The sequence below is a fragment of the Gemella sp. GH3 genome (genome assembly GCF_013415425.1).
GTDB lineage: Bacteria > Bacillota > Bacilli > Staphylococcales > Gemellaceae > Gemelliphila.
Genome location: NZ_JACBYC010000092.1, coordinates 1 through 429 on the forward strand (window position 1 = coordinate 1; position 429 = coordinate 429).

The 429-nt window shown below is 29.1% G+C and carries 1 pseudogene; it reads right to left on the bottom strand.

Annotated elements, in window-relative coordinates:
* A pseudogene (locus HZY83_RS03180) lies at positions 1 to 410 on the bottom strand (mechanosensitive ion channel domain-containing protein); the annotation flags it as partial.
* Positions 411 to 429 lie beyond the last annotated feature (19 nt).

A 429-nucleotide genomic window follows, 5' to 3' on the forward strand; every position in this document is an offset into this window, starting at 1 on the left:
ACATCAAATTGACTTTCAAATATAATGAAAAATCCAGTAATAACGTCTTTAACAATGGTTTGAGCACCAAAACCTACTGCTAAACCTACGACACCAGCACTTGCAATAACACCTTCAACACTAATGCCAAATTTACTTAAAATCGTCGTAATAACTATAAACAAAACGATATACTTCACTACATTTTGAACAAGAGATATTAAAGTTTTAGATCGCTTTTTGTTACTCTTTTTACTCTTATTTTGAATCTTAAATCCCTGTTCAATCATTTTATTCAGTATTTTAATAACTATGAGGGCTACGATAATATAAATAACAATCATAGCGATTTTAGTTGCAATGTTTTCATATGTTTCTATTTTTGTTAATGGCTCAAATAGAGATGAAATAATATTCATGACTTGATTCATGATAAGCGTTACTCCCTTC